The 10,562-nt window shown below is 46.8% G+C and carries 6 protein-coding genes; 3 read left to right on the top strand and 3 right to left on the bottom strand.

All coding sequences use genetic code 11. The features are described 5' to 3' along the window. Both V5G28_RS31750 and V5G28_RS31745 read left to right on the top strand, forming a co-directional pair. A partial coding sequence (locus V5G28_RS31750) for an aquaporin (protein WP_332989987.1) occupies positions 1-481 on the top strand: 481 nt, incomplete at its 5' end. 500 nt (positions 482-981) lie between these two features. Further along, complete coding sequence (locus V5G28_RS31745) at positions 982-2,196, top strand: RNA-guided endonuclease InsQ/TnpB family protein (RefSeq protein ID WP_332989985.1); 1,215 nt, start codon at positions 982-984, stop codon at positions 2,194-2,196. Positions 2,197-2,251: 55 nt separating this feature from the next. Here V5G28_RS31745 and V5G28_RS31740 read toward each other — a convergent pair whose 3' ends face one another. The 3 genes from V5G28_RS31740 to V5G28_RS31730 all read right to left on the bottom strand — a co-directional run bounded on the left by V5G28_RS31740 (position 2,252) and on the right by V5G28_RS31730 (position 7,285). Beyond that, positions 2,252-6,058 (bottom strand): ATP-binding protein, encoded by a 3,807-nt coding sequence (locus V5G28_RS31740; protein WP_332989981.1) that lies wholly within the window; start codon positions 6,056-6,058, stop codon positions 2,252-2,254. Then, positions 6,055-6,258 (bottom strand): ribbon-helix-helix domain-containing protein, encoded by a 204-nt coding sequence (locus V5G28_RS31735; protein ID WP_332989978.1) that lies wholly within the window; start codon positions 6,256-6,258, stop codon positions 6,055-6,057. The genes V5G28_RS31740 and V5G28_RS31735 overlap by 4 nt, the downstream gene beginning before the upstream one ends. A 193-nt stretch (positions 6,259-6,451) precedes the next feature. Next, positions 6,452-7,285, bottom strand: coding sequence for a hypothetical protein (locus V5G28_RS31730; RefSeq protein ID WP_332989976.1), 834 nt, complete (start codon positions 7,283-7,285; stop codon positions 6,452-6,454). 477 nt (positions 7,286-7,762) lie between these two features. Here V5G28_RS31730 and V5G28_RS31725 point away from each other — a divergent pair, with 477 nt between their 5' ends. After that, on the top strand, positions 7,763-10,207 hold the full coding sequence (locus V5G28_RS31725; RefSeq protein ID WP_332989974.1) for a PhoX family protein: 2,445 nt from the start codon (positions 7,763-7,765) through the stop codon (positions 10,205-10,207). Positions 10,208-10,562: the final 355 nt, after the last annotated feature.

Genomic DNA, 10,562 nt, shown 5'->3' with positions numbered 1-10,562 from the left:
GGTAGCTAATCGGTTTCCTTTGCGCGACGTTTTGCCGTATATCGGGGGTCAGGTTGTCGGCGCAATTTGGGGGTCTACTATCCTGTTTTTGATTTGCTTGGGCAAACCTGAGTTTACAACAGCAGCGAACTTTGGTTCTAATGGGGTTGGCATTCACTCCCCTGGTCAGTATAGCTGGTGGGCTTGTGCATTAGCTGAATTTGTCGTGACCTTTGGCTTTGTCCTGGTCATCTTGAGCGTCACATCTTCTCGCGCTCTTAAGCTTTTTGCACCCATCCCCATAGGCTTAGCGCTCACAGGAGCGCATCTTATCCTTATTCCCGTAACAAATGCAAGTGTCAATCCTGTGCGTTCATTAGCTACCGCTATCTTCACTCCCGGTTGGGCACTGGGTGAGCTTTGGATTTTCATCGTCTTCCCAATTTTAGGTGGAGTTTTGGCGGGTATGGTCGCCAGATGGTTGCAAAAACCAGACCTCTAATATCAAATCCGGTAGCATCTGAATAATTAAAAAACCGCAAAGACGCTCTTGACGCACCAGAGGGCAACGAGGAATAATTCCGTTCGCGTAGCGTGGCGAAGCCATTACAAACGGATTTGATATAACTTAGGGTGTGTAGAGACGTACCCCTTCGGGTATGCCTATGGCTAACGCCACGGCTATCGCCGTTCGCGCAGCGTCTCCGGAGGAGATACGGCACGCTACGCGTAAGCCTGCGGCACGCTTTGCGCTTACGCCAGTCGCCTGCTGTCGGGAAACCCTACCAAGAGCGCTGGACTCACATGGTACGTCTGGTACAAGGGTTTGGAATCACACGACATCTTTTTCATACATGGATTCAGCAACGCCGCAAAATTGTTACCGAAAAACTGGGTTTAAAGCCCCGTCCTTTTAGGACGGCTTTTTATTGTCAAAAGATTTTTTAAGAAGTGTATCATAGTTTCTTAAAAAGTGTATGATGAAAACGGGAGGTGATACAAGTGTTTAGTCTGACCTACGAGTTCAAGCTCAAACCAACTTCAAAGCAAGTAGTCATTTTTGCAGACTGGCTTGAACAAACTCGCCGTGTTTATAATTATGCTTTAGCTGAACGCAAAGATTGGTTTAAATCGCGTAGTTGTCAGATTAATGCTTGTTCACTCAAGTCTGAATACATCATCCCAGCAGACAGTAAACGCCCAACTTATGCCAATCAGTGCAAGGCGTTAACGGCTTATAGAAAAACTAGCCCAAACTTGCAGCGGGTACAGTCTCAAGTTTTGCAACAAGCTTTGAGACGACTTGAACAGGCGTTTGTCAGTATGTGGGAACAGAATCATGGATTCCCTCGATTCAAAAAGCCGGGGACTATGCGTTCGTTTGTTTTTCCCCAACTGAGCAAAGATGCAATTGTTGGAAACGGTATCAAGTTGCCCATAATTGGATGGGTTAAATTCCGTCAATCCCGTGAAATTCCGGGTGGCGCTAATCTCAAACAAGTACGGATAGTTCGCCGTGCTAGCGGTTGGTACGCTATGCTGACGTTGCAGTGGGATGTTCAAGTCCCTGATGTAATGCCTCATGGCGAAGCAATTGGGATTGACGTAGGAATAAGTCACTTTGCTGCGGTTTCTAACGGTAAATTGTTCCCTAATCCACGACCTTTCAAGAAGCTCGAACGCAAGCTTAAATTGCTGCAACGGAGTGTATCAAGGAAGGTTTTTGGGTCAAATAACCGTAAAAAAGCGCAACTTCTAGTTAGTAAATTGCATGAGCGAATTGCCAACGTAAGGGCATATTATCACTGGCTCTTAGCCCATAATCTCTGTGACTGGGCAGGTATGATTTTTGCAGAAGACTTGAACCTTAAAGGACTAGCACGAGGCTTTTTAGGTAAGCACTGTTTAGATGCTGGATGGGGTCAATTCTTCCAAATACTAGAGCAGTGTTGTCACAAGCGCGGTGTATTCTTCCTCAAAGTTGATAGCAAAAAGACAAGCCAGATTTGTCCCAACTGTCTGATCGAGACGGGCAAAAAAGACTTGTCTGAACGTATTCACTCATGCGAACATTGCGGCTACACGACCAATAGAGACGTAGCAGCCGCTCAAGTAGTTCTCAATAGAGGGCTTGCAGCCGTGGGGCACACGGTCAAGATGCTTTCTGAGGGTAAAGCGGTTGCGCTCCCCGCGATGAAAGAATCCCTGTCCTTTTAGGGCAGGGAGTGTCAAATTATCCGGTTCTATATCGCAATTATGCCGCATAAATGTATCAGTCATGACGACCAGCTAGAGATGCAACAACCGCAATCAGTTCTGCCGGCTCGATTGGCTTAGCAACGTGCGTTTGATAGCCACACCGCAAAGCACGAATTCGATCCTCAAAACGAGCAAAGGCGGTGACTGCTGCAGCCGGAATATTTCCTCCCATATCCGATGGAAGCCCTCGTAGTGTGCGGATGAAATCATACCCGTCTTTTCCGGGCATACCAATGTCACTGACTACTACATTAGGTTTGTAGCTTTGTACAAGCTCAAGGGCTTCCTCGGCAGATGAAGCGGTCAGGACGTTCGCTCCGCAGTCTTCAAGGACTCTCTTTAGCAACTCTTGAGCATCGACTTCATCATCGACTACAAGAACCTTCGTAGAATTAAGGTTCTTTTGGATACATTGGTTTGTTGTCAGCCTGTGATCATCAAAACTTTGTTCAACTGCTTGCTCATCACTATCGCTTTCTTTTAAAGCAAGCGGAAGCATCACCGTAAACGTGGCTCCTTGTCCCTCTCCAGCGCTTGTTGCTTGTACGCTTCCTCCATGAAGCTCAACGAGTTGCTTGACAATTGAAAGCCCTAACCCTAAACCGCCAAACTTTCGTGTTGTAGAAGAATCTGCTTGCCGAAAACGGTCGAAAACGTATGGCAAAAACTCAGACTTTATGCCCTGACCCGTATCACTTACTGTTAACTCAACATATGAGTTCACCTTCTCGAGCGACACGCGCACTCTTCCACCCTGAGGGGTGAATTTGATGGCATTAGAGAGGAGGTTCCACACGATTTGTTGGAGTCTCCCCGGGTCACCGATTATAGAAGCAGGAAGGACATCAAAAACTGTTTGAAGTCGTATGTCCTTCGCTTGCACAGTGGGAAGGAGAGATTCGATCGCCGCTTCAATCACTGAGCGAAGATTGACATTCTTAACATTAAGTTGAATCTTCCCCGAAATGATTCGGCTCATGTCGAGAAGGTCTTCGATAATCTGTGCTTGCGCTCGAGAGTTTCTCTCAATAGTATCAAGCCCCTTTTTCAATTCCGCAGGACCAATTGTTTTCTTACGCAAAAGCTGAGACCAACCAAGGATTGCGTTCAGTGGTGTCCTCAACTCGTGGGAAACGGTTGCCAAGAATTCATCCTTGAGACGCCCAATTCGCTCTGCTTCTGCACGAGCTGCTCGCTCGCTTTCCAAAAGCGCCTCGCGTCGCTCCTCCAATTCCTTGCGCTCGGTGATATTGCGGAAATTCACCGAAAGCCCGTCAGCAGAGGGGTAAGCATGCACTTCCTGCCATTGATTGGAGAAAGGAGACATGACCTCAAAGTGTACCGCTACCTGATCGCGTACGGCTAGATAATACTGCTCTTCAAACAGCGTGCCAACTACCATAGGGAATACTTCCCACACGACTTTTCCAACCAACTCTTCGCGTGTTTTGCCGAGGTACTCCTCACATCGCCGATTCACATACGTAAATCGCCACTCTCGGTCAAGACCATAAAAAGCGTCGGTGACTCGTTCAAGAATAGCTGCCCGTTCCTGAGCCGCTTCAATCTCCATGCGGGAGCGAGCGGCTTCTTGCCGCAGTCGAGATGTTTCCAATGTTGCTTTAACACGAGCTAAAAGCTCTCGAGCGCTAAACGGCTTCACCAGATAGTCATCCGCTCCTGTCTCAAGTCCTTCGACACGCGATTCTTCACCCGCGCGAGCCGAAACAAGCACGACTGGAACAGAACGTGTACGCTCGTCAGCGCGAAGCTGGGCAACAAGACCGAACCCATCGAGCTTGGGCATCATCACATCGCTCAGCACCAAATCTGGCACCTCGAGGTGTGCTGCTGCTAGGGCTGCTTCGCCGTCTGCCACAGCAACAACTTCATATTCTGTACTCAGAAGCTTTCGCACATATTCACGCATATCTGCGTTGTCGTCTGCCAGAAGTACCCGAGGTCGCGATCCCTGCATTTCATGGAGTTCCGATAGTTCCACGTTGTCCATATCATCAGGTAACCACCGCAGCGCTTCTTCAACAAATGCGTCGGCTCGAATGCTTGTAGGGGTCAGTGTGCTTCCACTTGCTATTCGGTCAGAGGGGAGGTGCTGCTTGCCTCGCTTGATTGAGATAGTAAAAGTACTTCCTTGACCATAAACGCTTTGTAAACGCAAACTACCACCATGGAGTTTGGCGAGTTCTTGCACAAGCGCAAGACCAATCCCAGTGCCTTCATGCGTTCGACCTTGCGTTCCTTCTATGCGATGGAACCGCTTAAACACGTTGCTCAGTTCAGACTCAGGAATACCGGTGCCTGTGTCTTCGACTTGAAGCTCGATGTTCTCCCCAACCACACGTTGGCGAACCGCAATGTAACCTTGTTGCGTGAATTTGAAAGCGTTTGAAAGTAGGTTAAGGACAATTTTTTCCCACATGTCCTGGTCTACATAAACTGGCTCGTTCAAAGGCGGACAATCTACCAGCAATTGTAACCCTGCCTTCTCGATCGCTGACCGAAAGACACTTGCAAGATCTGTCGTGAGCGCCGCCAGATCCGTAGGCTCGTAGAGAGCTTGCATTCGACCAGCTTCGATACGCGAGAAGTCAAGAAGCGTATTGACAAGTTTCAGTAGTCTGAGACTATTGCGGTGAGCAACGGCAATGCGCTCTCGCTGAGGTGATGGTAATTGCGGGTCGTAAAGCGCGTCTTCCAAGGGACCCAGCATCAAGGTGAGCGGAGTGCGGAACTCGTGACTGACGTTGGAGAAGAAGACGGTTTTTGCCCGGTCAATTTCGGCAAGCATTTCAGCCCGCCGCCGTTCTTCCTCGTACGCCTGTGCATTACGCACAGCAATCGATACTTGAGCCGCAAGCAGTTCGTAGAAAGATCTGTAACCTTCGTCGATCGCTCGGTTAGGACTGATTCCAGCAACCAGAACGCCAAGGGTCGCTGTCTGACTTGATGAAGCGATCGGCATCACAAGAGCAGCACGGGTTGCCTCGTTCCAAGGACCGCCTGGTAGTGAAGTATACTGCTCTATGCCGTCAACAAGGACAGTTTCACCTGTCGCTGCTTGTGCCAGCGACCATACATCTGTTCCTGGTGCTGTAATATCGAAAGAAACTGGGCTAAGTATTTCTCCCTCTGGGATCTGTACACAAGAGCGGAGTGTGAGAGTTTTTCCATCTGGCTCACGCAGGTAAATCAGCGCAAACGGCACATCGAGTGGGTGTTCTGCGATCGCTCCTGCTACGTCCTGGCACGTCATCTCGACACTCCGCGTCTCGCCTGCTTTCGAGGCAAGATCCCGAAGCAGTCGTAACCGCCGTTCGCCCAGTACCTGCTGCGTCACTTCACTGCAAACGCCAAACATACCCACAATTTGCCCTGAATCATCCTCAGCAGGGGCGTGAGAGAGACTAAAGTAGGACTCCTCACGGTATCCTGCTCGTTCCAAGACAAGCATCTGTGCTTCAACCCAGTTCGCTTCGCCGGTTGTCATGACCTCGTCTATCATCGGACCAAGCGTATCCCACGCTTCGGCAAGCGTAATTCTAATATCGGTACCGAGAGCAGCAGGATGCTTGTCACCGATCAGCTTAGAATAAGCGTCGTTGTAGAACTGAATAAAATTGGGACCCCAGATCAGGATCATCGGGTACCGTGACGCAAGCAGGGTTTTGACGTTACTTTTCAGGCTTTGCGACCACTCCTCCACAGAACCAACTCTTGTACTTGCCCAGTCGAAAGCACGCATACGTGCCCTCATCTCACCTGGTCCAGGAAAAGGGTTTGATTGATGCTCGTCCTTCATAAGTGCCCTTTCTCCTTCAGATCATTCTTGAGCATTTCGCTTATAGAAGTTCGGCACCGTACCCGCTGATCGAGTAGCCGCAGCCATTCGCGGACGACTTCGCTTGTCAACTTGTACTTGCCTAACCGTACGAGTGAGGCGATAAATTTCTTGAGTTCACGCGTCACCGATACATTGAGTGTAGTGCGTTGGCAAGTCACGTTGCGTTGTTGACCTTAGTATGGCGTATGGCAAAAATAGCCAATAATTTGCAATTACTATTATGGCATGAAAATTTTCTATCATCTAAGCACATTAGAAGCGGTGGAGAATGCGTATTTGCAGCGAATGACGCTACACAGCTTTCCCCTTTGATAAAAGCTTATAAAAACTATTGTCGGCTTTGACCAAATGTTACCTGCTGCTTACTCCTCTCTCAACGTATCCGTTGAGACTTTTCCTTAGGCTACGGTTGAGGACAGAAACTGCTCCTACAGCTCCTAAAAGCAGTAGACTTATTGTTGAACTTGTTTCAGGAATAGCTTGCGCCCTAACCCCATCAATAAGTAGCCCTGAAATAACTGTTCGTTCACCGACATCCACAACCCCAATACCTAAAGTGTATTCTCCATCAGTGGGTAAGGTGTAGGAAAAAGTTTTCAATCCCGTTTCTTCAAAAAAGCTGGTATTGGAACCGCTAGCTAAAAATGGTGTGGTGGTATCAGCTAATCTGAAGAATAAGTTTTGAGAGTTATTACTTAGGGTTGCAAAAGCAAAATCATTAAAATTTGGGTTGGCATTATTGCCTACCGACTCATTTGTGAGGAAGTTCCAAGAAAATGATAGAGTTTGTCCTGCATTTGCTGTGAAGGTTTGCTTGATAGCAGAACCCTCTATTGCTTCTGCTAGAAAATCATCTCCCAAGAATTGCGATACACCCAAAAATCCTTCTAAGGAATTTTCAGTAATGCCAGTGATGTAAGTGGCAGGTGCTGCATTTCCTCCTCTAATTTCTTTGCCATTTCCGTCAACGCCAACAACTTCGTTGAAAGCAGTTGATACAAAAGCTTGAAAGTTTCCTTCTACTGTTGGACTGCCAAAAGCTGACGTTTCGACTCTTGATTCACCTAATATTTGCCAGTTCTCTAACCCATTTTCAAACCCACCATTGATAATTGCAGCTTCAGCGGTAGTAGGTAAGGTAAAACTTACCAACATAGTAACAGCAGTCGAAAAAACTCTCTTCATCGGTAACTCCTTAGTTTTTACTTTAAATTTTTAATGCTGCTGTTTCCAAGAGTATTTATAGCGAAATTTTGTAAAAAATCTCCTTTTCCTTTCTATATATCTTAAGTTGAATAACACAGAGGTTAACAACGTATTAATAAGATTTTAAGGAATAGATAAGAAACAGTAAAACTTAGTAATTAGGACTTTTGAAGTAGTTTATAAATATATCTATTGGATGATGTGTAAGAAAAAGCTATACCGACATATTGAGAAATCAAATTGATATTTTTTAGTACAAAAAGGTGATAAACTATCCTTGACTCGACTAATGAATAGTTGTTTACTAATGCAAATTAATCTGTGAATATTATTTAATGAATTAGCTAATAAGAATCGAAAGATTGCCATGTTTGCTGCTATCCATCTTGAGGAGATGAATAGCAAAAAGGGTTTTTAGTGTCATAGTTCTAGTTATTTGTATTAAGAGGAAATTCAATGTCCAAATTTACACGTAGGCAGCTACTAGCTTTCTTTGGAGCGAGTGCTGGTGCAACGGTGCTAGCTCCTGCTTTCGGGGAAAAGCTTTTTGGGGGCAATAGGGCGATCGCTGCTGATCCGGTTACACCGCTGAAATTTACCCCAGTGCGTTTGCCGCATCCTTTACCAATTTACACGCAGCAAAAAAGCTACTTACCAACAGCAACTGAGCAGGGAAGCATCTTAGAACCTTCTGCTAATGCAAGCTTAAGTAGCTATAACGTGCTTGATGACGTTGTGGTACCACCAGAATATGAACGGTATGTGATTGTACGTTGGGGCGATCGCGTCTTCCCTAACCAAGAAGATTACTTTGGCTACAACAGCGACTACACCAGCTTTATTCCCATCGATGGTAGAAGCCCGAATGACGGCTACCTCTGGAACAATCACGAATACATTTCCTACCCATTTTCTACGACTGTACCTGGTTTCACAACTGATAGTGGTCTAGGAGGATTCCCCACATCCTACCCCCTAGTTATTGGACGAAATTTACCAGAAGACAGAACGAGTATCGAACTCTTGGGTGAATTTATGTACAACATAGGCGGTTCTGTGGTGAGGATTGCCCGCCCAGACCGCAGTGGACGCTTTGCTGTTGTTCGTGACCCCAAGAACCGACGCATCCACGGGCTTTCCGGTTTAGCAATCAACAGCCAACGCACTGATAAATACAAAGATGTCACCTCTTGGGGTTCCAGAAGCTACCAAAAAGGAGACGAAAATTATCTCATTGGCACTGGACCAGCTGCGAGCCAAGTCTTCAATCTCAGTTCTGACGGACTGGGTAACAAAATCATCGGCACTGGATTCAACTGTTCTGGCGGCACAACTCCTTGGGGAACCATCTTGTCTGCTGAGGAGAACTTCCAAGCAAGTACAAGCTCTTTCGTTGGAGTTCAAGAAAATGTAAACCCCAATGGTACCCAGACAAGCTATATCGAAGGCACCACAGGAGCTGCGTTTGGCTTGGTTGGTGAAAAATACGGCTATATGGTGGAACTTGACCCAGCTGATCCTTCTTTCCGCCCTCGCAAACACACTGCTTTGGGTCGCTACCGCCACGAAAATATCGCTGTGCGTGCGGAATCTGGAAGACCATTAGTGGGCTATTTGGGTGATGACCGACGTGGAGGTCATACTTGGAAGTTTGTTAGCTCTGGTACAGTGACTTCTCCCACTGATAAAAACAACAGCCGTTTATTTGAAGACGGCACTTTGTATGTCGCTCGTTACAATGCTGACGGTACGGGTGAGTGGATTCCTCTAAACTTAAATACCCCCACCAATCCGATTCCACCATCAACTCTTGCCTCTGTGGAAGTTGCCGCATTGGGTAGGGCTTCTAATGGTGGTAATACCCGTCTACCAAGACGCAGAGGTATTTTAGGACAAACTTCAGAAGGCGGGTCAATCACTGTCACAATCACGCAGGTGACTAATTCAACAACTGGGGCTGTGACTTCTTACGGTGAGGCTGAAGCTTTGCCTGCTTACCAAGGTAAGAAGCTATCAGATTTCTACACTAGTCAGGGTGCAGTGCTGGTTGATGCTTTTTTAGCTGCCAATCTAGCTGGAGCAACACCGACTGCTCGTCCCGAAGATATTGAAATCAACCCCAGAAATCCCAGAGAAGTCTTTATCGCCTATACAGACGGTGCGGCATCAGGAGATGGATATCCCGATTCTCGAATCTTTGTTGTTTCCAAGTACAGTTCTGCTGTCAACGCTGCACAACCTTCAGGCGAACTTTTTAAGATTATCGAAGATAGCCAAGATAGCACAGGGACAACCTTCCGTTGGGAGCGATTTGCTAAAGGTGGAGAAGCCGGGGCAGAACCTGGAAATGGCTTTGCTAACGTAGATAACTTAGCATTTGATAGCCAGGGTAACATTTGGGGCGTTACTGATATGTCCACTGAAGCTCACAATGGTTTCACCACAGGTGCTAACCCAGAACCATTACGGATAGACCATAGGGTTGTGGGTGCTAACTCGCCCAGCCAAGATGATTCTAATTTCAATGTTGCGACTTCTAGCCTGATTGGAGTTTTTGGCAATAACTGGCTGTTCTTCATTCCTACTAGTGGTCTTGATGCTGGGGAAGTAGTACCCTTTGCTTATGGACCACCGCGTTGCGAGTTAACCGGACCTACTTTCGTTGGGGATACGCTGATTATTTCTGTACAGCACCCTGGTGAAGAGGTTCCATTCACCCCTCAGCAAACCCTGAGCCGAGAGATTGAAATATTGAACTTGGATGGCACTTTGTTTACTCAACAACGCAGTCTACCGCGTGGCAGTAACTGGCCCAGTAATATTGAGGGTAATTCTGAGGGACCACCACGTTCAGCAGTGATTGGGATTCGACGCAAAGAGTCTAGTGGTCGGTTTGTCTGATAATACAGCGCTTTTCATTTAGATAAACTACAAACCACATGGTAGGGGTACAGAGCAATGCTTTGTGCCCCTACACTGCATTGTGTTCTACTTATTAAGTAGTGAACACATAGCGTGTATACTAGCTCTTAAGTAGCTGCGTATTTTAGTACTCGTTTCCATTTCCAACACCATGCAGTCTCTACCAATATTTCTTTACCATTGGTGAATTTGATAAATTCTTTTTGAGTAGAAGGGCAGAATTGCCAGGCTTGTGGTTGCCCTAGGCATACATCAGAGAAGTTCTTTTTCTTCCTCTGTTGAAGATTATTTCCTGTAACATTTCGTAATTACTCCTTTCTTAACTGTCTTAACT

Origin of the sequence: Scytonema sp. PRP1 (assembly GCF_036697665.2) — a bacterium.
GTDB lineage: Bacteria > Cyanobacteriota > Cyanobacteriia > Cyanobacteriales > Nostocaceae > Kalymmatonema > Kalymmatonema gypsitolerans.
This window is presented reverse-complemented; position numbering and strand designations above follow the sequence as displayed.